The sequence below is a fragment of the Streptacidiphilus neutrinimicus genome (assembly GCF_000787815.1).
GTDB lineage: Bacteria > Actinomycetota > Actinomycetes > Streptomycetales > Streptomycetaceae > Streptacidiphilus > Streptacidiphilus neutrinimicus.
This window is the reverse complement of sequence record NZ_BBPO01000037.1, coordinates 1-20,176: the sequence shown is the minus strand read 5'-3', so window position 1 is coordinate 20,176 and position 20,176 is coordinate 1. Positions and strand designations below refer to the sequence as shown.

Annotated in this window: 22 protein-coding genes; 12 read left to right on the top strand and 10 right to left on the bottom strand. The window is 69.2% G+C overall.

Annotated features, from left to right (window positions below; genetic code table 11):
- Positions 1 to 276: 276 nt before the first annotated feature.
- The 3 genes from TR48_RS42165 (at position 277) to TR48_RS22670 (ending at position 3,350) form a co-directional block, all read left to right on the top strand.
- Entirely contained in the window at positions 277 to 927 is a 651-nt protein-coding gene (locus TR48_RS42165) for a hypothetical protein (protein WP_152628114.1), read from the top strand.
- A 12-nt stretch (positions 928 to 939) separates the two neighbouring features.
- Entirely contained in the window at positions 940 to 2,604 is a 1,665-nt protein-coding gene (locus TR48_RS22675; RefSeq protein WP_042370263.1) for a relaxase/mobilization nuclease domain-containing protein, read from the top strand.
- Positions 2,605 to 2,705: 101 nt separating this feature from the next.
- Complete coding sequence (locus tag TR48_RS22670; RefSeq protein WP_037602354.1) at positions 2,706 to 3,350, top strand: hypothetical protein; 645 nt, start codon at positions 2,706 to 2,708, stop codon at positions 3,348 to 3,350.
- Between the two features lie 272 nt (positions 3,351 to 3,622).
- Here the strand turns inward: TR48_RS22670 and TR48_RS22665 are convergent, their stop codons facing one another.
- The 6 genes from TR48_RS22665 to TR48_RS22645 form a co-directional block, all read right to left on the bottom strand.
- Complete coding sequence (locus TR48_RS22665) at positions 3,623 to 4,324, bottom strand: hypothetical protein (protein WP_042370262.1); 702 nt, start codon at positions 4,322 to 4,324, stop codon at positions 3,623 to 3,625.
- A 53-nt stretch (positions 4,325 to 4,377) separates the two neighbouring features.
- Complete coding sequence (locus TR48_RS22660) at positions 4,378 to 5,232, bottom strand: hypothetical protein (protein WP_042370261.1); 855 nt, start codon at positions 5,230 to 5,232, stop codon at positions 4,378 to 4,380.
- Positions 5,216 to 6,100: an aldo/keto reductase gene (locus TR48_RS22655; RefSeq protein WP_042370260.1), complete on the bottom strand. Its 885-nt coding sequence runs from the start codon at positions 6,098 to 6,100 to the stop codon at positions 5,216 to 5,218. The genes TR48_RS22660 and TR48_RS22655 overlap by 17 nt, the downstream gene beginning before the upstream one ends.
- 8 nt (positions 6,101 to 6,108) lie before the next feature.
- Positions 6,109 to 7,296: a cupin domain-containing protein gene (locus TR48_RS22650; protein WP_042370259.1), complete on the bottom strand. Its 1,188-nt coding sequence runs from the start codon at positions 7,294 to 7,296 to the stop codon at positions 6,109 to 6,111.
- Positions 7,297 to 7,307: 11 nt separating this feature from the next.
- Complete coding sequence (locus tag TR48_RS44455; RefSeq protein ID WP_170183555.1) at positions 7,308 to 7,451, bottom strand: hypothetical protein; 144 nt, start codon at positions 7,449 to 7,451, stop codon at positions 7,308 to 7,310.
- A 177-nt stretch (positions 7,452 to 7,628) separates the two neighbouring features.
- Positions 7,629 to 8,123, bottom strand: a complete 495-nt coding sequence (locus TR48_RS22645) for an ATP-binding protein (protein WP_152628112.1) — start codon at positions 8,121 to 8,123, stop codon at positions 7,629 to 7,631.
- Between the two features lie 204 nt (positions 8,124 to 8,327).
- On the opposite strand from TR48_RS22645, the gene TR48_RS22640 reads away from it, so the two are divergent.
- Positions 8,328 to 9,626 (top strand): helix-turn-helix domain-containing protein, encoded by a 1,299-nt coding sequence (locus TR48_RS22640; RefSeq protein ID WP_052442897.1) that lies wholly within the window; start codon positions 8,328 to 8,330, stop codon positions 9,624 to 9,626.
- Positions 9,623 to 10,444, top strand: a complete 822-nt coding sequence (locus TR48_RS22635) for a class I SAM-dependent methyltransferase (protein ID WP_042370258.1) — start codon at positions 9,623 to 9,625, stop codon at positions 10,442 to 10,444. The genes TR48_RS22640 and TR48_RS22635 overlap by 4 nt, the downstream gene beginning before the upstream one ends.
- A 13-nt stretch (positions 10,445 to 10,457) precedes the next feature.
- Here the strand turns inward: TR48_RS22635 and TR48_RS39135 are convergent, their stop codons facing one another.
- On the bottom strand, positions 10,458 to 10,886 hold the full coding sequence (locus TR48_RS39135; RefSeq protein WP_052442896.1) for a hypothetical protein: 429 nt from the start codon (positions 10,884 to 10,886) through the stop codon (positions 10,458 to 10,460).
- 301 nt (positions 10,887 to 11,187) lie between these two features.
- Between TR48_RS39135 and TR48_RS22625 the strand changes: the two genes are divergently transcribed.
- From TR48_RS22625 to TR48_RS22620, 3 genes are all read left to right on the top strand, one after another.
- Positions 11,188 to 12,009 carry a TIGR04255 family protein gene (locus TR48_RS22625; RefSeq protein ID WP_042370257.1) on the top strand — a complete coding sequence of 274 codons (822 nt, stop codon included), beginning with the start codon at positions 11,188 to 11,190 and terminating at the stop codon, positions 12,007 to 12,009.
- Positions 12,010 to 12,170: 161 nt separating this feature from the next.
- On the top strand, positions 12,171 to 12,644 hold the full coding sequence (locus TR48_RS42160; protein ID WP_152628111.1) for a helix-turn-helix domain-containing protein: 474 nt from the start codon (positions 12,171 to 12,173) through the stop codon (positions 12,642 to 12,644).
- A 213-nt stretch (positions 12,645 to 12,857) separates the two neighbouring features.
- Positions 12,858 to 13,790, top strand: coding sequence for a hypothetical protein (locus TR48_RS22620; protein ID WP_042370256.1), 933 nt, complete (start codon positions 12,858 to 12,860; stop codon positions 13,788 to 13,790).
- 225 nt (positions 13,791 to 14,015) lie between these two features.
- On the opposite strand, the gene TR48_RS22615 is transcribed toward TR48_RS22620, so the two are convergent.
- Entirely contained in the window at positions 14,016 to 14,696 is a 681-nt protein-coding gene (locus tag TR48_RS22615; RefSeq protein WP_152628110.1) for a DUF6461 domain-containing protein, read from the bottom strand.
- Positions 14,697 to 14,808: 112 nt separating this feature from the next.
- On the opposite strand from TR48_RS22615, the gene TR48_RS39130 reads away from it, so the two are divergent.
- The 4 genes from TR48_RS39130 to TR48_RS22590 all read left to right on the top strand — a co-directional run bounded on the left by TR48_RS39130 (position 14,809) and on the right by TR48_RS22590 (position 18,067).
- Positions 14,809 to 15,627, top strand: a complete 819-nt coding sequence (locus TR48_RS39130) for a DUF4262 domain-containing protein (RefSeq protein ID WP_084729659.1) — start codon at positions 14,809 to 14,811, stop codon at positions 15,625 to 15,627.
- Positions 15,628 to 15,706: 79 nt separating this feature from the next.
- Positions 15,707 to 16,420, top strand: coding sequence for a hypothetical protein (locus TR48_RS45695; RefSeq protein WP_236652271.1), 714 nt, complete (start codon positions 15,707 to 15,709; stop codon positions 16,418 to 16,420).
- A gap of 118 nt (positions 16,421 to 16,538) precedes the next feature.
- Positions 16,539 to 17,054: an SMI1/KNR4 family protein gene (locus TR48_RS22595; RefSeq protein WP_063771041.1), complete on the top strand. Its 516-nt coding sequence runs from the start codon at positions 16,539 to 16,541 to the stop codon at positions 17,052 to 17,054.
- Positions 17,055 to 17,386: 332 nt separating this feature from the next.
- Positions 17,387 to 18,067: a class I SAM-dependent methyltransferase gene (locus tag TR48_RS22590; protein ID WP_236652270.1), complete on the top strand. Its 681-nt coding sequence runs from the start codon at positions 17,387 to 17,389 to the stop codon at positions 18,065 to 18,067.
- 107 nt (positions 18,068 to 18,174) lie between these two features.
- Here the strand turns inward: TR48_RS22590 and TR48_RS22585 are convergent, their stop codons facing one another.
- Both TR48_RS22585 and TR48_RS22580 read right to left on the bottom strand, forming a co-directional pair.
- On the bottom strand, positions 18,175 to 19,455 hold the full coding sequence (locus tag TR48_RS22585; RefSeq protein WP_042370253.1) for a hypothetical protein: 1,281 nt from the start codon (positions 19,453 to 19,455) through the stop codon (positions 18,175 to 18,177).
- A complete protein-coding gene (locus TR48_RS22580; protein ID WP_042370252.1) occupies positions 19,452 to 19,991 on the bottom strand; it encodes a sigma-70 family RNA polymerase sigma factor in 540 nt (179 codons plus the stop codon). Before TR48_RS22580 ends, TR48_RS22585 begins: the two co-directional genes overlap by 4 nt.
- Between the last annotated feature and the right edge of the window lie 185 nt (positions 19,992 to 20,176).

Genomic DNA, 20,176 nt, shown 5'->3' with positions numbered 1-20,176 from the left:
TACACCCGTCGCACCCGTCGCATCGCAGGTCAGGGCCGTTACGGGAGCGGCTGCCGGGACGAGTGCAGACGTCCCGGCAACCCTCCCCCGCCCCGAGCACCGCGCGGGACTGCGGATGCTACCCCTCCTTGCGCGTGTACTCGTCCCACTCGTCGCGTCGCAGGTCAGGAGCGTTACGCGAGCGCAAGCCGGGACGAGTGCAGTCGTCCCGCAGTCAGATCGCCAGCCAGCCGCCGAGCCGGGCCCACCCCTCCACACGACATTTGGAGCACCTCCATGCCCACCGGCCAGCAGCCCGACCGCACTCCCCTGGCCTCCGCCAGTGACCGCACCGACCCGACCAACCAGGGCAACCGGGGCACTGACCTCGGTTCAGAGATGGTGACCGTCACCGGTCATGGTGACGGTTGGTCGGCTGACCGGGAGGCCCCTGACGGGGGAGCAAGTAGCGGGATAAGGCGTCCCTATCCCGGTGCCACCCCGGTGGGGGCGGCGCGCCCGACCGGGACGGCCGAGCGAGAGTCCGGCCCGGGGGTGCCGTTCCTGGAACGCGTGCGCCGCCGTAAGCGCGATCCGCAGCAGCGGGAGAACCGCGCGTACCCGCGCTTCAACGACACCGAGTGGACGGCGATCACCGCCGCCGCCAAGGCCAACGACTGCATGCCGGGCACGTACACCGCGCTCGCCACCCTCCTCGCCGCCGGACACGACGACCCACGCGCCGCCGTCGCTGACTTCCGCGCCGGCATCCAGCGCCTCGACGAGGCCACCACCGCCCTGGACCAGATTGGCAACCTGCTGAACCAGTGGACCCGCTACCTCCACCAGGGCGGCACGCTCACCGAGGCGCACGCGCGGCTGCTTGAACGGATCGACGAGGCCGTCGACCGCGTCGAGACCACCGCCGTCCGCCTCGTGCGGGACTGAGGAGAACCGCACTTGATCGTCAAGCCCATCTCCACCCGCAGCTACGCCCACAACACCGTGGCTTACCTCTTCGGGCCGGGCCGCTCCAACGAGCACACCGACCCGCACCTGGTCGCAGCCTGGATCGACCGCGCCCCAGACCCCGGCCGCCACCCCGACCAGCACACGGTCGGCCAGCTCGCCGCCCGACTCGACATCCCCATCAAGGCCCTGCGCCCAGACCAGCGACCGAAGGTGAAGTACCTGCACATCCCCATCCGCACCGCCCCCGGCGACAGGCAGCTCACCGACGCCGAGTGGGCGAGCGTTGCCCGACGCGTCCTGACGGCCGGCGGCCTACTGGTCGACGGCGACACCAAAGGCCCGCGGTGGATCGCGGTGCGGCACGCGGATGACCACATCCACCTCCTGGTCGGCCTGGTCCGCCAGGACGGCCGCGCCCCCGAACAACCCAAGTACTGGATCAAGGAGATGCGACGCGAGGTCGACCGCATCGAGCAAGACCTCGGCCTCCAGTTGGTGCGGCGCGGCGACGGCACCGCGGCAAAACGCCCAGGACACAAGGAGCACTTCAAGGCCACCCGGCAGAACCGGCCTGCCGCGAGCGTCCGGCTGCGCACCGCAGTCCGCGAAGCCCTCACGGCCAGCGCCTCGGTGGACGAGCTGGTCGCCCACCTCGCCGTCCAGGGCGTGCTCGCGAACGTGGCGCGCAAGCCGTCCGGCGACATCCGCGGCATCACCTTCGCCCACCAACCCGAGCCCGGCCGCGAACCGGTGTGGTTCTCCGGCAGCCGCCTCGCTCCCGACCTGTCCCTCCCGAAGATCCTCACCCGCCTCGCGGCGGCCGAGCACTTCGTAGGCGGCTACCAGCCCGGCGACCCGTGGCGGCACGCTGCCCGCCATCTCGACCACTACCCGCGCACACTCGACCACGCCACCGACCAGGAGGCCGCCGACCACATACACGCCCTCGGCGCCCTCCTCGACGCCACCACCCACACCGCACCAGCGGCAGTGCGCAACGAACTTCGTGCCGCCACCGTCGTGTTCGAACGCGCCACCCGCTCCAGGAAGGAGGCCGACTACCAGGCCGGCCGAGCGACACGCGAACTCGCCTACCAGCTCACCCACACCCACGGCACCGGCGACGCCGTCACCTGGCTCCTCTGCGTGCTCATCGACGCCGTCTTCGCCGCCGCTCGCTGGCACCAGGCCCACCGCCACGAGCAGCAGGAACACGCCGCCCGTCAGACCCTCATCCACCTGCGCGCCGCCTACCAGCAGACCGCCGCCCAGCCGCTGGCCCACCTCACGCGCCAGGCCCCCGACCCGCGCGTCAACGCCCGCTGGCAGACCTGGATCCACGCCCATGCCCCCGGGCTGGCCGAGCGGATCACCACCGACCCCCACTGGCCCGCCCTGGCAACCGCCCTCCACCACGCCGACGCAAGCGGCAGCGGATCAGTTGCCCTCGGGGACGACGACCGAAAGGACCTCGGCCAGGCCGACAACCCGGCCGCGCTGCTCCTGTGGCGGATCCACGACCAGCAAGCCCAGCAGCACCACCGCCGCGCCCACAGCGCCCTCACCCGAAGCCGCCTCACCACTAGGCCCAGCACGCCGGCGTCCAGTGCACGGACGCCGGGCATCACCCCGGACCGCAACCGTCACCGATGACCAGCAGGGATCAACACATGCCCCGATCACCACCTCCACGCTGTCGGCCCCCGAGCTCGTCACCGCCCCCGAACCCCTGCCGCACACCCGAAGGAGCCCTCATGCCCAAGCCCGCCATCCGCCGCGACGTCCTCGACCTGCTCTTCGACTGTGACTTCCTCCCCCGCGAGCAGCGCGGCCCCGAAACCTTCTCCCACCTGCGCGACGGCCGCGCGTTCACCCCGGTCGAGATGGCGCTGCTCAAGAGCGCCACGCGCGCCGAGAAGGAGGCGTTCGACAACGCCAGCCGACTCATGCGCGACTACGACGCCACCGACGGGGCCATCGCGGACATCAAGACCCGCAGGGCGAAGCCGGGCGACAACATCACCCGCCCCGAGGCCCAGCTCCGCCTCGACACCCTCATCGACCCCTACGTCGAGGTGTACCTGCCGGGCACGCTCATCACCCCGGCGATGATGCGCTCCCGCATGACGGCCGAGGACTGCGCCGAGTACGACTACCTCTCCGACGTCGTTGGCGGTCGCCGCATCCGCAAGGACTACACCCGTGGCGCGCAGACCCGCACCAAGGAGCAGATCAGTCTCAAGATCGCGGAAATCCTCATCCGTCACATCACCGCGGACGACCTGCGCAACAACGGCGGCAAGCCGGACCTGGACCTCGTCGAGTCCCGGCTGAGCGCCAAGGACCGCGCCGAACTCGACCGCCTCGGCGACCTCTACGACCAGTTCCGCTACGAGTAGCCGCCAACGTGAGCCGCACCGCCGACGGCGGCCCCACATCGCTCAACCCGAGCGATGTGGGGCCGCGGCGTGTTCCTGGTCCGCCGCTGCTGACGTGCCGCGCCCGCCGACCAGTCCATGTGTCGACCATGGCGGACGGGTCTGGGACGGCTGCACCCGTCCCAGATTCGATACCCGTACTCCACCTGACCTGCGGTGCGACGGGTGCAACGAGTGTTTTCGCTCCCACCCCCAAGCCCCTCCAACAGCGGTGCCCGCCGAGCCCCGGCAACTCACCCACAACCAAGGGGAGCGCAGTCCTGGAGCCACCCCGGGCTGTCAGCAGCGCCGGTCGCCATCAGCGCCCGAAGCGTCGCCGAGGACCGCAGACGCATGGCGGTCTTCCAAGCGTCGTAGCTGTCGTCGGCCGCGCGCTCCTGGAGCAGGTGCTTGACCCAGGTGTGCGCGACGCGGTCCTCGCGGGTCAGGCCCCTGCGGATCTCGTGGACGACCGCCAGCGCGAGCCGGTAGTCGGAGGGCGGAACGAAGTTGAGGTCTACCCTGGTTCCGCCCTCGTGGTAGCTGAACAGATGCCGGTCCTCACCAGTCGGCCCCGGGCGGGTCTTGCGGTAGACCGCCCTCCCCGCCAGCAACGTCTCCAGCTCTCCCAGGCTCCCGCAGCCCTCGGGCATCGGGGCGTACAGATCGATATCCGAGCACCCGAGCGCAGTCCCCGCGTACGACGACCCCATCGGATGCGGGCGACTCCCGGTCCACTCCTCATATGAGGAGCGCGCGACCTCCTGCACGGCCCGGAGACGCGCGCGGTCGACAGCCGCCGTCTCGTAAAAACGCGAGGCCAAGCGCCGCTCGCCAGGAGCGAGGTGACCAAGGTCAACCCAGCCCACCGCGAGCACCGCATCCAGGTCGGCCTTACATATGGACGGGCACAGGCCCTCGGCAACGGGCTCAGCCGGGTGGTACTGGTGGCGCATGCCCGAGAGAGTACGTGCACGTCCGGCCCGGCCGGACAGCGGGCTGGACACGGTTACCCCAGCGCGACGTCCTCTGCCTCTCGCAGGATCGCCAGCCGGGCTCGGAGGGGCTCTGCGAGGTCGAGGTTGTCACCTCTCCTGTTGGTCTGCAGAAGCTGGGTGATCACCGCGAGTTCGGCGAAGCGACCCGAAGGCGTGTCGAGCTGGTTGGACAGGTGGTGCCGGACGTCCGCCGCAACGTCGGGGACGAGGAGGCTGTAGGTGTGGAGCATGGCGGCGTCGTAGCCCGCAGGTGCCATGCCCCATCCCTCCCAGTCGAGGATGTGCAGCCCTGGAGCGGTCAGATTGGCCCAGTGCAGGTCACCGTGAGCGGCGGCCCAGACGACTCCGTCCTGACCGGGCATGAAACCCAGGTACTCCGGCATGGCCCGCTCCAGGTACTCCTGGCGCAGCGCGACTCGGGCGGTGGGGACGTCACGGACCGCGTCGAGCGCGATCATCAGCCCGACCCACCACTCTCCCGAGAGGCGCGGAGCAGAGCGCAGGACGGGGCTGTCCGTGGCGATCGTCGTGTCCGCGACGACGTCATAGAGCTCGGCCAGGTAGGCGTCCGTGTCGTCCGTCCAGGCGGAAGAGGCGCGTAGTCGCGGGCGGGGGACGCTCGCGGGCATTGCGAGTTCCGCCTCGGTGGGGCCCTCCCATAGCTTGCCGCCGGCCTTGTCGGCCGGTGCCGAGACGAGGCGGAGCCAGCGCTCGCCTTCCTCGGTGGTGACGCGCCTGCTGAGGGTGCGTCCGCGCCAGCCCCATGATTCACCCTCGCCGACGACTCGGGCTCTGAAGGTCCGCGCGGCGTTGGCGTGGGCTTTGCGCATGCGGTCGGCAGTGGCGGTGTCAGGTTCCGAGTACATCCGTGATCCTCTGGAGTTGGTCCCTGCTCAACACAGGGCCGTCGAGCGCGGTTACGGCCTGGTGCCAGTGTTCCTGGCTGCCGGTGCTGATGAGGACTCGGCGCACGCCCGGCGCGGACCCGATCACGGCGAGCGCTGCCTGGGCCGGAGTGCCTCCCGGCGCGATCAGGTCGATCAGCTCCGGGGTGAACAGCTCGGGGACCTGGCCGCCGTGCAGCGGCGCGGACGCGAAGACGGCCAGGCCCGCGGCGCGGGCGTCAGCGAGGACACCGCGTCCTTCGAGCGCCTGGGCGATGGGGGCGAGGCGCACGATGGAGAGCGGGAGTTGGACGGCACGCAGGCGGTGGTCGGCTCCCCCAGCGCGGAAGGCGGCGCCCAGGAGGGTGGGGATGTCGAACAGGCCGCCGCTGAACCCGCTCCAGGTGGCGACGCCGTAGGCACGCAGTTGACCGTCGGCGCAGGCTTCCTCCAGCACGGTGAACGCCGTGTACAGCAGCTCGTTGACGTGCTCGGGTGGGCAGTGGTGCTCGGGGTTGTGGAGGAAGACAAGGTCGGGCATCCGGCCGAGATGGCGGCGGCTGCGTGCGATCTGCCAGCGCAGATAGTCCGGCTTGAGGCTGTGGCCTTCCGTGGCTTCTACCTCGGTGAGGACCCCTGCCGCGACGGCGACGGACCGGTCGGTTTCAGCGATGAAGCCGACCTTGGTGGAGACCCGGACGCGGGAGTGCCGGGCCAGGACGGGGGCGAGGGCTGTCTCTGCTTGGCCTGCGGCGTAGTTGGGGGCAGTGTCGAGCCAGTCGGCGCCACACCGGGCCGCCATCGAGGCGGCCCGGCGGACGTCGGGGCAGCGGTAGGTACCCAGCCCCATGCGAGTTCTCACCTGTTGCCCCCGAGGGCGGCGGCGTTGCCCTTGACGAGCTCGGTGACCACGGAGGCCGCCTGGGTGAGGGTGAGGCCTGCGCGGTCGGCCAGGAGGGCGAGGCGATGCTGGCCGCCATCGGCGAGCTGCTCCAGGAGCGGCAGCACGGGGGCGGCGAACGTCCAGTCCTCTCCCCCGGCGACCAGGTGGACGTTCCCATCGCTGTCCGTGGACAGGGCCGGGCGCGACGGCAGCAGGCGGACCGGCAGATCCGGCTGCGGCGGGGCCCCGTTGACGAAAGGGAGAGAGGGTGCAAGCCGCGGGGACTCGGTCGCATCCCGGGCCGCTGCAAAGCGGGCGACGAGGTCGGGACTGTCCAGCTCCTCCAGGAGCAGCTTGCGCAACTCGTCGACGAAGGCCCGCTGGTCCGCGTCACCAGCCAGGCGGGGCACCTCTGCCCGGACTCCCTCGTGGGCGCGGAGCGTCTCGGACAGCCAGGTGATCAGGTCGGCTCCGCTGTGGGACTGCAGGCCGCAGGTGACGTGGAGGGAGTGCTGGCCCTCGGACGCGGCCACCGCGTGCCACCAGCCACGTGGGAGGTAGAGGACATCGCCGGCGGACAGGACCAGGTCCGCGACAGGCTCGGACGGCGGGGGCTCGGGCGCCTCGACGTCACGGTGCATGGGGGCGGTGCGGGTGGGGCCGTACAGACGCCAGCGCTTGGCGCCATCGAGCTGGACGACGACCACGTCGTGGTCGTCCCAGTGGGTGCCGAAGCCCTCAGTGCCGGTCCAGGAGGCGTAGAGGTTGATCTGGCAGGAGGTGCGCAGCCAGCGCTCCAGCTGGGCGGCGAGGTGGTGCAGACCGGGGTGGAGCTCGTCGACGGCGTCGAGTACCAGCGTCGCTCCGGCGGCCAGTTGCTGGTGCAGGGCGTCGGGCTGCAGGCGCTGCCAGACGGTGCTGCGGCGGGTGACGACGGGCTGGGTGTAGCGGTAGGCGGGGACGGGCTCTCCGTCGGCGGCGAGGCGGAACCGTGGGGCGTCGAGCCGGTGCCGGGCCAGGATCGAGTTCAGGTCGTCCCAGCTGATCAGAGAGGCGACGGACGCGGCTTCGCCGCGCGCGACCAGGTAGCTGCGGCCGAACGCCTGGGCGAGGAAGTCGTCCCCGCCCAGGCGCTGGGCCACCGAGAAGGGCTCGGTGGTCATCGGATCAGCCGTCAGTCGTTGCTGTCGCTGACGCCGGTGGAGCCGCCGTCGGACTCCTGCATGGCCGCACGCGAGCGGGCGGCGGCGACCCGGGTGCGGGCGATGAGCAGGCCGTCGCTCTCCTGCTCGGTGGCGCTGGTGAGGTGCTCGTGCATCGCAGACCTCCTGCGTGAGAAGTGCGGACCGGGCCGGTTGCCCGGTCCATCGGGTTGTGTGCGGCGGCCCCGTCGCGGGGGAGCGTGAAACCGGGAGCCACCGCGTGGTGCGGGAACCCAGGCCGGGGCCGGGCTCCGTTCCCTGGCCCGCGTCGCGACCGGGCCAGGAGCCGGGGGTCAGGTGCTGCCTTTCGGGGTGAAGCCGGCGGCCATCGGCGCGGCCACGCGCACGAGTGCGGTGAGCCGTTCCTCGCCGTCGAGGCGCGAGTCTGGGCCGACCTCGAACCAGACCCGCTTGCCGGCGGGGTCGGGTTCGGCTCCCCAGTCGGCGGCGAGGGCCGCCACCAGGAGCAGACCGCGACCGTGCGGCACGGTGGGGTCGAAGCCCCTCGGTGTGGGCAGTTCGGGGTCGGTGTCGGTGACCTCGACGCGCAGGCGCTCACCGGTCCACAGGACCAGCACCACGCAGGCACCACCCGTGTGCCGGGCGGCGTTGGTGATGACCTCCGCCGAGAGCAGGGCCACGTCTCGGCGGGCGGCATCGGTCAGCGGCAGCTCGCGCCCGATCACCAGGTCCGAGATCGTCCGGCGCGCAGCGGACACCGCGTCGGCGGCGGGCTCCACGCGGAAGCCCGGACCGAGCTGACTCGGCGGAGGGGCAAGAACGGACATGGCTGGCCTTTCGAGGAGGAGCGTGCACCGACTTCCGCCGGCCTTCTCTCACCCCGGGCGCTCCCGGGTGTCTCCACCAAACCGCTCTCAAGAGCACGGAACCACGGCAGAATTGATGCGCACAGGACGCATCCGTGCTGCAAACCGACCGCTGAGCTGGGACGTCGCACTCCAGGCGAGTCCGGCTCGTCGAGGAGGACGTGCATGGCGACCAGGAGGCCCAGGCTCATCGAGCGCCGCAAGGCGGTCGGACACACCCAGGAGTCGCTGGCCGAGGCGATGGAGGTCGACCGGACCACCGTCGGGCGGTGGGAGAGCGGCCATGCCGCGCCCCAACCGTGGATGCGCCCCAAGCTGGCCGGGACTCTCGACGTCACCGTCGATCAACTCGCTGACCTACTCGACGGAACGGACACCGAGGCAGCCCGACCTATCGCCGTTCCCGTGCAGTTACCCGAAGCTCGGCGATCCGCGAGCCCACGGGACATGGTCGCCGCCATCGCGACCGACTCCGCCGAATCAGCCCTGTTCCTGCGGTTCGCCAGCAGCACCAACGTCGACGACATCCTGCTGGAGCAGTTGGAGGCGGACATCGCCCGCCTCGCGGTGGAGTACGTCAGCAAGCCGGTCCCCGACCTGATCCACGAGATCAGCTGCCTCCGCCGCAGCGTCTTCGATCTCCTCCAGGGCCGCCAGCACCCGCAGCAGACCATCCGGCTCTACCTCGCCGCAGGCCGCCTCGGCGGACTCGCCACCCACATCGCCCTCGACCTCGGCCACTACGCCGTCGCCGCCACTCACGCTCGCACCTCCTGGCTCTGCGCCGAACACGCGGGCCACAACGGGCTACGCGCCTGGGTCCGCTCCATCCAGTCACTGATCGCCTACTGGCAGCGTGACTATGCCCGGGCCGCCGACCTCGCCCGAGCAGGAATGCCGTACAGCGACGGCGGCACCGTCGGCGCCCGCCTCCTCAGCCTCGAAGCCCGCGCCTGTGCCGCGGTCGGCGACCAGGCCGCAACGCTGCGCGCCATCGAGTCCGCTGCTGAGGCCCGCACCGGCTCGGCAGTCGTGGATCTACCCGGCGTCTTCGACTTCCCCGAGGCCAAGCAGTGGGCTTACGCCGGCACCGCGCTGCTCGCTCTCGACAGCACGCGCTGGGTACCCCAAGCGATCGAGGCATCGCATCTGGCCATCGCTCTCTACCAAGCGGCTCCAGAGGCCGACCAATCGTCCGGTGACCTGCTTGCCGCCCACCTCGACCTCGCCAAGGCGCACCTCGCCAGCCGAGACACCGACGGCGCGCAGGAAGCGCTCAACGTCGTGATGCAGGCTGGCCCAGAGCGTCTCACCGCCAGCATCGCCAAGCGCCTCCAGGCCCTGAACAGCAGCCTCGCCTCGCAGCCCTTCGCTGGATCGCCCGCGCTCCTGAGCCTCCGTAAGAATGTCCAGGAAGCCTGCTCTCGCCCTGCCCTCACGACCACCTCGGAGCCAAGCACGTGACGAGCAACACCGCACAGCAGGACGCCGCAGTAACCGATAAGGCCCGTCTGGCCACCAGCGCCTACGCCGACGAGCGGCACCTCGCCGCACGGCAGTCGATCTACCAGTGGCAGCAGCCGCGCTACGACCTGCCCGGCATCGTCGTCGGGCAACTCGCCGAGATCACGGGTACCGTCCTCGACGTCGGCTGCGGCAACGGCAAGTTCGTCACCCGCCTCCACCACGACCGGCCCGACCTCCGCGTCATCGGGATGGATATCTCCGCCGGCATCCTCGCCGACGTCCCCCGCCCCGTCGTGGTCGCCGACGCCCAGGCGCTCCCCTTCGCCGACGCCTCCATGGACGCCGTACTGGCGATGCACATGCTCTACCACGTGCCCAACATCCCGGCCGCGATCAATGAGCTGGCACGCGTCCTCAAGCCCGGCGGGCTCGTGATCGCCTCCACCAACAGCGACACCGACAAGCGCGAGCTCGACCAGCTCTGGAGGCAAGCCGCCGCTGACGTACTTGGGCTTCCTGAAGGGCCATCGCGCGTCTCACTCAGCTCGCGCTTCTCGATGGAAGCGGCACCACGCCTGCTCGGCAACGCATTCTCGGAAGTTCGCGTCCAAGAATTGCCGGGCTTGATCGAGGTCACCACGTCCCAGCCGATCGTCGCGCACCTGGCTTCCTACGAGGCTTGGGCAGACCAACTCGGAGTCCCCTTCAACACCACTGTCATGAGGGCCGAGGAACTGGCTGACGCGGTGATCACCGAGCACAAGGCATTCCGTGTCACATGCCTCGGAGGCATCCTGCTTGGCCGGAAGCCCTGAGCTGGGTCGAGACTCAATGGGCGGCGATGAAGTCGCTCACTACCGGGTCGTGCTCGATGAGGAAGTCGACGATCTGCCAGAACTCGGCAAGCCGGGGATGGGCGAGAGCCCCTTCCCGGTCCAGCTTGGTCCCATAGATGGCACTGTCGGGTGCGACCGCGCCGCCTGTCACCAGGGAGCACGCCGGTTCCCGCTGTCCTTGCACTGCACCGTAGCGGGCGCCGAAGGTGACGTGGTCGCTTTGGTCGTCAGTGCCCCAGGTGCCGAGGATGACGTCGAAGTAGATCTCTGGGCTGCCTTGGTGGTGGTAGCAGGAGGCGAAGAAGACCGCACATGGCTCGCCGTCACGGTCGAGGTAGGCCCAGGTGCGGTCTGCCTGGGTCCTGCAACAGCCACACTCGAAGGCGCGGACCTGGCGTTCGCCCGTAAAGGTGTATCCCATGGGCGGCCATCCTGCAGCACTGGTGTTCAGCTCCGAAAGCCGGGGTCCGCTGGCCAGGCACCTCGAAGCGCGGCAAGAAATCCACCCACGTGCCCAGTGGGCGTCTGCCCGCCAGAACAAAGATCCACAGGACGCCGAACGCAGATCACAGCGCCCCGGGGCGTCCGTCGCTGGCCTCGCAGGTCATCGATAAGGCCTTGCGGGTGGTCGCTAGCAGGGCCGCGGCGATGTGCGCCAGACCTTCCGCTGGTTGGTGTAACACTCTTGAGCGTCGTCGAAACTGGGAAGTAGAGTGTGAAGCGTGGAGACTGGTCAGCGGGAGACGTTGTTCAGCCGAACCTATCCAGACGTGCGTCTGACGAATCCGCCCATCGTTCGAGTCATCGGCCAGCTGCGGTTCGGCGCACTCAGCGTGCTCCAGGCCGGGGATCAGGCAGCACAGTCGTTCATCGGCGCACTCGCCGATCGCTACCCCTACAGCGAGCAGGGCGCCGACACCGTTATCCAGTTCTCGATCGGCCAACCGATCCAGCAGTCCCACGTCGGGCGTGTCTGGCGCTTGCGGTCTGCCGATCAGCGGACGTCAGTGGCGTTGACCGACGGTTCGATCGCCCTGGAGACCACCGATTACAAGGGCCGAGAAGCGTTCTGTGCGGAGCTTAAGGACATTGCGACCGCACTGGTGGCAGCGACAAAGCTCCCTGCCTTCACCCGCTTGGGCGTCCGGTACACCAACCGACTGACGGGCTTCGGCGCCGATCAATTGCAGAACATGATCCACCCTGAGCTCCTAGGGGTGGTCGGGGCCGCAGACAGCACCAACGCTCAGATGCTCTACTCCTTGTCGCAGGGCTTGTTTGCCTTCGAACCTGGAGCTCAGCGACTGCTGGCCCAGTGGGGCAGCATGCCTGCGGGCGCGTCGATTGACCCGTCGCTGGCACCAATCAGCGAGCCAAGCTGGCTACTCGACATGGACGCCTTCATCGAGTACCCAGATGCCAGTGCTGCCCTCCTTCTCGACCAGGTTGGCAAGACGGCCGAGGCTTGCGCGGAGCACGCGCACACCTTCTTTCGCTGGGCAGTCACGGATGCCTACCTTCAAGAGTTTGGAGCACAGCTATGAACATGCTCCTGACCCCTCCGCAACCTGTCACTCCCCGGCCCGGCCCCAGTCCACTAAACCCGGAACCATCGGGAATGCCCCTCCTAGGGCCCCTCGATTCTGGAACCCGCGTACGCTGCTGGGTCGCGGGGGCCGCACTGGCCGCGACAATGGTCGGTACCTTGACCCTGGGAGCCACCCAGCCCGCGTTCGCGGTGCCCCTGGAGGCAGGCACCGTCAACCCGCAGATGCGCGATGTGCAACTTCCGACACCTGAGCAGGCCCGCCCTGAAGCGCCGAATCCGCGTACCAGCACGGCAGCGGGTGTGACTCAGCTGCGTGCCGACACGGGGTTGACGTGGGATCAGTTGGGTCGGCTTTTCGGCGTGAGTCGGCGAGCAGTTCATCTATGGGCATCGGGCAAGCAGATGAATGCCCGTAACATTGAACTGCTGAGCGCCTTGGAGAAGTTGGTTTCCAAGGCTCCTGGTGGCAACCCTCAAGAACGTCGAGCGTGGCTCTTCTCGCCAGATCGGGAAGGGGTGACCCCACTGGAAGAGTTCATGGCGACTCACCGTCGCAACGGCCAGCAGACTGCCTCCGGCACTGGGTACACGCCGGCCGGGATGCTCGGCATGAACATCAGCGACGACTGAGGATCATGGCGGATGAGCGAGGGCGGCCTTAGGCGTTGATGCTCGGGGCTGAGAAGTGCGTGGAGCGTTGACGTGAGGCGGCCAGGGGTGTTTCGAGCCTTGCAGAAGATTCGCGACGCCTTTGGGCGCGCGGAAGACACATCCGAGAAGGGAGGGTCCCCCAGCGGACCAGCTCCGCACATGGATGACGCCCAGCGCGGACCAGCTCCCCAGATGGATGACTTTCAGCAAGGCGACATCGTCGAGTCTGTTCGCCTACCCGTCCAGGGTGCGAATGGCCAAGAGGTGTGGATTGAGACGCCGCAGGGTGTGGCGTTGATCACGCAGACTTGCGACATCGTCGTCGATACGAAGCATTTCGTCCAAGTCGCACCGCTTGTGCACCTTGAAGGCAACGAGGCCAGGCAAGCTTCCAAGGGTGCCGTCCCGGGCAGAGTGGGGGTGCCTGGGGCAGGCGACGGCGTATTCGCAGACTTGGAGCATGTAGCCACCGTCGACAAGCGCTACATCGCCACCTTCGCCCCGAAGCGGGGAGCGTTGACGACAATGGAACTGAAGCGCTTCGGTGCCCGGGTGGGCCGGAAGTTCTCCCGTTTTGCGTTCCCCGACGACATCAACTACTGGCTTCAGTCGTTGAAGGGGGTGGTCCTGGACAAGGTCGGGAACGCGAACAGCGATCTAGGGCTGGTCCTGGATGAAATGGTCGAGTCTCTTCGCCTTGAATGTGACCCGTCTTGGGACTCCTCCGCGCCTTGGCGTCTCACGCTCGTTGTGATCGTTCGCCCTGACTTGCTACCAATCCTGGACGATGTCGAGCCCATGGAGCCAAGCACTGGGGTCAGCTCCTGGCTGTACCAAGCGGATGGCGAAACGCTCCGACGCAGCGCAGCTGAAATCGCAACGAAGCTGTTGGCACTCCCCGCCGACGCTCCGGCCGGGGAGCGCATGTGGTGGTGGGACGCATTCGGTCACGCCCTGGCAGCTGCCTGCCGCGTCAAGTCTGGCGCACCGGACTCTGCCCGCGACGCAGTTGTCGGCGGTGGCTTCGCCTGGGAGGTCCTAACAGCCGAAGAATTCACCTACGAGCGGTTTCTGCGCAGCGAGGAGATCGACCTTGACCACCTCTCTGCCCCGCTACCCCGGTAGGAACCGACGCCGCCCCCAGCACGCTCCTGTTCACGATCACCAGCGACGATGTGACGGTCGTCGTCGAAGACATTCGGCTGTTGGGGCGAACTGCGGATCTTCGCTTGCCCGAGCGACCACACCCACCAGTTCGCTGCCGACCTGCACTGATGCCCCAGCCCGGCACGCTGGACTAGTCACTGCCGGGACGGCTGTCGCTACTACCGGTGGCGCCCCAGGTTCCGATCAGGGGACATCCCAAGCGGGCGTGTTCATGTAGCTGGCCGCACACGGTATGGCAAAGGTGTCCAACGGCTGTGTGAACCAGGAGGGGTCGGCGGACCCGCCCATCACGCGGTCCATCAGGGCGAAGATCTTCACGCCCCAGATCTCGCTCTCATCCTCCGTGTCGATGAGATCGCGGCACCACTCCGGATCCCATCGGGAATCGCCCTCTCTCAGCGGGTGGACGGGCCCCCAGTGCTCCTCGAAGACGACCAGGCTGCCGTCCACGGCATAGCCGACCCGGTCTCCCCCGTTGATGTCGATGCTCACGCTGAAGCAGCGTCCCCCATGCGAGAGGTCACGGACGATCCCCGGGATCGCCGTGGTGTAGCCGCTCGCTTCCACGACGAAGACGAGGTCACCGACAGTGCCCACGCCGACTAGATCCTCGTCGCGATCACGGTTGACCGCTTCGTCTGCAGCCTGCCTGGCCGTCAGACGCCGGGGAGAGGTGGGATCGCCCTGGAGACGCCGGATCACGTCGTCTCGGCCCATGCCCGCAACCACAGCGATGGTGGGCAGGATGTAGTCCTCCTCCAACTCGTCGATCCAGGCGAAGCGCCTCTCGGCGGCCTCTGCCACGGTCAGATGTTCCATGAGCCCTCCACCGCAACAGCCGGCCTCGCGGTCGACGAGATCCACCGATCGTTGACGGCAGTGTGGCACCCGCCACCGACACGCCGACTGCGACGGCTAAGGCCGAGGATCAGACCCCAGCCGAGGGCGCGACGTAGGGCAGCCGTACCCTGCCGTCGTGACCACACCTGACTGCGGCTGCCTGCTCTGCGACGCATCGAGCGACCCTTCCACCTGGGACTCCCGCGATCAGCGCACCGCGGACAACGTGGGCCGCCATGGCTGGAGCGTGTCCGGGGTGGCCGGCGGGGACCTGCCCGGCGACTGGTCCTACACCATCGGCCTCTGGCACTCGCTGCGCAGCCCCGAGATCTCCGTGTTCGGAGTCCCTGCACAGACGGGCATGCGCATCCTCAACGTACTCGGGGATGCGATCCGCGAGGGCAACCCCCTCGAACCGGACCAGCGCCGCCACGACGTGCTCACCGGCTATCCGGTCGCCATCCGACCGGTCCACCCCAGCTGGTACCAGAGCTTCTTCGGCGCCGGACTGGACTACTACCAGCGTCCGCCCCTCCCCATCACGCAGATGTTCTGGCCGGACAAGCAGGGCCGCTTCCCCTGGGACGAGGGCGTAGACGAGGCGTGCCGCACGACGCAGCCGCTTCTGTGGATCCCTCGGGAGGACTCGTCCGGGCCCTGGGCCGACGAGGACCCCAAGCGCAACTGGCCCTTCACTACCACGCTGCCCTACCACGAGGTGCGCGCGGCAGCCTCCGTCGCCGACGGATCCAATCCCGTCATGCGCGCCGAGCGGTCGGAGGCCGGCGTGTGGACGTTCGAGGGGGATCCTTCCGCCCAGGGACGCGAAGAACTGGTGACAACTACGCTGGGGCACCTCGTGGGACACCATCCGGACCTCAAGAACATCGCCTGGCTCGCCCCCGGCCAGAGCGCTCTCCGTCTGGCTGATGGAGCATGGCCTACGGGCAGCTGAGACCTGTCCTCCAGGGCACTTCCAAAACCGGCCCGAAAACCGGGTTGGGTGCCCACGCCGGCCGTGCGAGCATCGCCAGGTGACCGACGACGAGGAGCTCTCCCCCACCGAGCTGGTCGGCAAGCAGTTGCTGCATGTGACCACCTCCTGGCACCACTACCCCGGGCACCAACCCTCACTGCTGCACCTGTGGCTCCACCTGGAGAGCCTCGGCCCAGTCCAGATCCACACGCCCGGCACCGGCCTGTTGCTACAGAAGGACCAGCCCCACGAGCCGTACTCAATGGACGAGTACGGCTACGTGACGGTCACCGACGGACCGCCTGACGTTCCCGTAGCGCAATTCGTCGGCCAACGGATCCGCTCAGTACGGGAGATTCGCTACAAGGACTCCCACGTCGACTTCGCGGCCGGCCTGACACTCCAGTTCCCAGCCAGAAGCATCCGCCTGCTCGCCCTCGACGACGAGCTCGTCATCGCCAGCGATCAGCACCTGGGCACAGTCGAGGCCTACCTCCACGAGGACGTGGTACTCGCCCGCGTCGTGCAAACATCAGCGAGTCACCCGTCCCAATGGAACGCGTGGACGACCAGCGGCCAGTACCTCTACCTCCGTTACCGCCACGGCGAAGGAAGCGTCGAACAGCATCCCAGCCAAGACGTCGAAACGTGGGACGGCGAGGACTCCCGTCTCTGGACACTGTGGGACGACGGAACCGGCAGCGGCATCATCGAACTCGCCGCCTTCCTCACCATGGCCGGCCTCCAACTGGCACCGAACGCCGACGTCTGAGCCCACCGTTTGCGCAGACGCGGTCGCGGGACTCCGGGCCCAGTCAGCAGGACTCACCCCGGCACACAGCCGGGCGAACCGCCAGGCACGGTCAGTGGTGACCTCTAGCTTGTTCACCGTGACCGAATGGACCGACGAAGAGATCATCGCCAAGATCCGCGCATACGCCGACTCCAAGCAGCTGCCCCCGCCCGCCCCGGTCGAGGCGGTCGCCGAACTGGAGGCCGCCGTGGGACACCCGATGCCGTCCCTGCTTCGCAGGCTCTACTGCGAGGTCGCGAACGGCGGCTTCGGAGTCGACGGCGACGTGGTGTCACTCACCGACAACGGCAGATGGTTCAGCGACGAGGAATCTCTCATCAAGATCCATCAGGAGTGGTCAACGCCCCAGGAGCAACTCGACCTCTACCCGAACCACATCCTGCCGCTCGCAACTATGGGTTGCGCGATCTGGTGGTGCATCGACCTCAGCACCCCCGAAGGCAGGATGTGGGGCTGGGACCCGAACTCCCTCTGCGAGCGCCATCGTCTCTTCCCGGAGAAGTTCACGTTCGCCGAGTGGCTCGCCGACTGGCTCCAGGGACACCGGACCTTCCCGGACGTCCCCGACATGCCGGACTGTCCAGATTGCTAGGCCCCTCACCCGAGCGATCGGTCAGTGCCTTCCGCCGATGCCCCGGGCAAGGCTGATCAAGGAAGCCGCGAGTCGGCCACAGGGCACTTTCAGGGCACACGGCACCGAAAAGCGCCCCCGAACAGCGAAAATCATGAAAGGTGATTCTTGCAGCTCAGGGGCACTTTCCGTGCGTTTCCCCAGGTCAGCGCAGTGGCCGCGCGGATAGCTGCACGAGTGGCAAAACTTCGCGAACCGGCTGCACGAGGCGGGACACCAGCTGTACTGCCTGATGTGGCCGTGAGCTCACGTGGGCGTGAGCCGGGGGTCGGGGTGGCGGCCCTGAGGTGGCCGTGAACCAGCAACCGTTGCTGCGGGACAGTGAGTTGGAGCGCACCTCGGTCGTCGCGAACAACACCATGAACCGCGAGCGCGGGCTCAGCGGGGTCAACAGCTACGCCCGCGAGCTGGGCTTCGATCCGGTCGCCCGGCTCGCGGGGCTCGAGCGGCCGAGCTGGCTGGACCTGTGCAGTGGCGAGGGCCACGCCCTGCGGACGGCAGCGGGGCTGCTGCCCGCGGGGGCGGTCCTGACGGGGGTCGATCTGGTCGGGCCGACGGCCCGGCTCCCCCGCCCGGCCGGGGCCGAGCTGGTCACCGCCTCCCTGAGCACGTGGACGCCTCCGCCGGGCCGCCGCTACGACCTGATCACCTGCGTCCACGGCCTCCACTACCTCGGCGACAAGCTCGCCCTGCTCGCCCGCGTCGCCACCTGGCTGAGGTCGGACGGGCTCTTCGTCGGCCACCTGGACCCGGACTCCTTCCGGCTCCCCGACGGCCGCTCCGCCGCCCGACAGGTCCTGCGCGCCCTGCGCGGCGCGGGCTACGGATACGACGCCCGCCGCCACCTCCTGCGCCACGAGGGCTCGGCCGACCGACCGCCCTCCCTCCCCTTCGCGCACCTCGGCGCCGACCCCCACGCCGGCCCCACCTGGACCGGCCAGCCCGGCGTGGCGACATACGTGCGACCGCTCTGAGGACGGCTGCCCTGATCGGCGCCGGCGCGCTGACCGACGTCGACCGCGGACTCGTCGGCGGTGCCATCGGCGAGCAGCCGGCGCCGGGCGGCGGGGCGGCGGGGCGGTCACATCGCGCCCCTCCAAGTCGGGCTCTCGGCGATGGCGGTGAGTTGAGCAATCGTCAGAACTGGCGTGGGCCGCGTCTTCGGGCCCTTCAGTCCGACACTGTTCAGGGCCACGACGACCACCCGGGTTTCGCCCCGCTGGACGGCGACCCAGTATTGCTCGGTGCCCGGACCGCCCTCGCCGGGGACCTCCTCGGTGCCGAGCCAGGAGCCGTCCGGGAGGCGGGTCGCGTTCGGGTAGTCCCGCTGGAAGGCGGCGAGCGCCGCGGACGGAGTCGGCCCGCCGGACATGCCGCCGCCGTAGACGCTGCCCTTCCCCTGGGCGTCGGACAGCACCATCGTGTTGCCGAGCGACGGGTCGCCCGCGAAGCCGGAGCGGGTGAAGCCGGACGGGATGAGGCGGTAGAAGATGGCGCCGATGCCGTCCGGGCCGAACGGCGTGTTGACGTCGGCGCCCTGCGCGCCCGAGGCGCGGATCGCCTCCAGCAGCGGCTTCCACAGCGGACTCGACGCCAGCTGTGCCAATTGCGTGAAACTGAAGGGCGGTTGTGGGCGGGTGGGCTTGTAGCCCTTCTCCTCCGGGGCGTTGACCTCCTCGAGCACGACGCGGGCGCCGTCCGGCGCGGCGTACGTCGCCCACCATGACGCGGCGGAGAAGCCCTCGGCGGGAACCGTGTTGATGCCGACCACCCCGCCGCCCGACAGGTGGACCACCTGGCACTGTCCGAGCGCCGGCGTGCCCGGGTCGGGCTTGCAGACGTACGGGAACCGGGTGGTGTCCGGGTTCGCCCACCGGGTCAGGTCCACCGAGACCTCGGACAGCCCGTGGCCGTCGTCGTAGAGGCCCCAGGCGGTCGGCTCGTACGTGCCGCTGCCGAAGGGGCTGGCCATGCCCTTGTCATGCAGGCCCCGGCCGCCCATGACGGTGAGCCGACCCGAGGGCAGGACCCGCCCCAGGATGTCCGCCACCTGCTGCGCACCCGCATCCAGAGGTTCGGGCGTGGGCAGCGGCAGATCCGGGAAGGAGGCGGCCGCAGTGGGCGCCGGCGCGGCCGGGGAGGCGGCCGGAGGAACCGGAACCGTGGCCGTGCCGCCGGAGAGCAAGGCGGGAAGCAGCCAGCCGCCGACCGCGACCAGCGCGCAGGCCGCGCCCGACGCGACCGCGACACGGGTGCGGCGGCGTCGGCGGATCCGGTGGGCGACGTGCTCCAGGTCGATCTGGTGCGGGCCGGCGAGCTCGGCGAGGTCCCGTAGTCCGGTCTCGATGGGTTGCTGGTTCACCGGTTCCCTCCCATGTGCGCCACGCGGACCGTGCGGACCTGCTCGGGGCTGTCCAGTGCCGCCGACATGCGGGAGTTGGCGTCGCTCAGATGCCGTTTGACAGTGCCCTGGCTCAGCCGCATCCGGTGGGCCACCTCGGCGACCGGCAGATCCTCGTAGAACCGAAGCACCACACAGGCGCGTTGACGCGGCGTCAGCGCGTCCAGCGCAGCCAGCAGGTCCAGGCGCCGGTCGGCGCCCTCGCCGTGGTCCGGCACCGACTCCGGCTGCGCGTGGCCCAGCCGCGGCAGCAGCAGGCGCAGGCGCTGCTGCCTGCGATACAGGTCGAGGTAGCGGTTGAGCATCGTCCGCCGGACGTACCCCTCCACGTCCCGGACCGTCCACCCGCCCCGCGGGTGGGTGAAGACGCGGACCAGCGCATCCTGCAACAGGTCGGCGCCCTCCCCGCGATCACCGCAGAGCAGGAAGCCGTACCTGTTCAGCTCGGTCCCGCGGGCCTCCACCAGCTCCGCGAGCAGTTCGGACCACTCGGCCACTCGTCCCCCTCCGTCACCCCTCAATCACCTCATACGAACGAGCGCGCGGATCGGTTGGGGTGGGGGAACGATCAGTAGCCCTGCTTGCCGAAGGCGATGGTCTCGAAGGAGCCGTAGCGGTCGTTGGCGTAGCGGACGCCGGCGATGATGCTGTCGACCGGGTTGAGGATGTCCTTGTGGCCCGG

Coding starts and splice junctions, on each gene's coding strand:
- TR48_RS42165 (WP_152628114.1), top strand. CDS start 277: ATGCCCACCGGCCAGCAGCCCGACCGCACTCCCCTGGCCTCCGCCAGT.
- TR48_RS22670 (WP_037602354.1), top strand. CDS start 2,706: ATGCCCAAGCCCGCCATCCGCCGCGACGTCCTCGACCTGCTCTTCGAC.
- TR48_RS22665 (WP_042370262.1), bottom strand. CDS start 4,324: ATGCGCCACCAGTACCACCCGGCTGAGCCCGTTGCCGAGGGCCTGTGC.
- TR48_RS22660 (WP_042370261.1), bottom strand. CDS start 5,232: ATGTACTCGGAACCTGACACCGCCACTGCCGACCGCATGCGCAAAGCC.
- TR48_RS22655 (WP_042370260.1), bottom strand. CDS start 6,100: ATGGGGCTGGGTACCTACCGCTGCCCCGACGTCCGCCGGGCCGCCTCG.
- TR48_RS22650 (WP_042370259.1), bottom strand. CDS start 7,296: ATGACCACCGAGCCCTTCTCGGTGGCCCAGCGCCTGGGCGGGGACGAC.
- TR48_RS44455 (WP_170183555.1), bottom strand. CDS start 7,451: ATGCACGAGCACCTCACCAGCGCCACCGAGCAGGAGAGCGACGGCCTG.
- TR48_RS22645 (WP_152628112.1), bottom strand. CDS start 8,123: ATGTCCGTTCTTGCCCCTCCGCCGAGTCAGCTCGGTCCGGGCTTCCGC.
- TR48_RS22640 (WP_052442897.1), top strand. CDS start 8,328: ATGGCGACCAGGAGGCCCAGGCTCATCGAGCGCCGCAAGGCGGTCGGA.
- TR48_RS39135 (WP_052442896.1), bottom strand. CDS start 10,886: ATGGGATACACCTTTACGGGCGAACGCCAGGTCCGCGCCTTCGAGTGT.
- TR48_RS22620 (WP_042370256.1), top strand. CDS start 12,858: ATGGATGACTTTCAGCAAGGCGACATCGTCGAGTCTGTTCGCCTACCC.